This window comes from Dellaglioa sp. CoH-57-MRSF-18 (genome assembly GCF_056781995.1).
In genome coordinates this window covers 1-403 of the sequence record NZ_JBXAXX010000110.1, presented here as the reverse complement: position 1 = coordinate 403, position 403 = coordinate 1, and the positions used below count along the sequence as shown (strand labels likewise).

At 57.8% G+C, this 403-nt stretch carries 1 protein-coding gene; it reads left to right on the top strand.

Going from position 1 to position 403, the window contains the following annotated elements; genetic code table 11:
- Nucleotides 1–180: 180 nt before the first annotated feature.
- The coding region (locus AC1RPG_RS08305) for a hypothetical protein (RefSeq protein WP_481762517.1) at nucleotides 181–403 on the top strand (223 nt) is incomplete at its 3' end.

Sequence of the window (403 nt, the reverse complement as noted above, 5' to 3'; positions counted from 1 at the left end):
CTTCATGTTCCTGTCCACCAAGCGATACACAGGCTCGCACGTGGTCTTTATGACTCGGTTGTGGGCCAACACCCTATTCCCGAGTGTCGCGCGCGACTCTGAGTTCGGGAGGGCAAGCGTCGTGCTCATCTCGCAGAAATTCCCGAGCGTGCAGTCAGCCCCAACTATCTGCGTGTCAAGGTGCAGCGCGACCTCGGTTATGTCGAATGCGCGGTTCCTGTCTATTCGTTCTCGACACTGGCTCCGGAAGAAGGGTTCAAGTTCCTGTACGAGCAGTTCATCAAGATGCGTCGTGGGCACCCGCCGAAAGCAGAAGCCAAGCACATTGCGGACATCGAGCGGTTGCGTGCGATGCTCGCGGCACGCACTCCTGAAAACCCAGACCTTGTGTGGTCTGCTGATC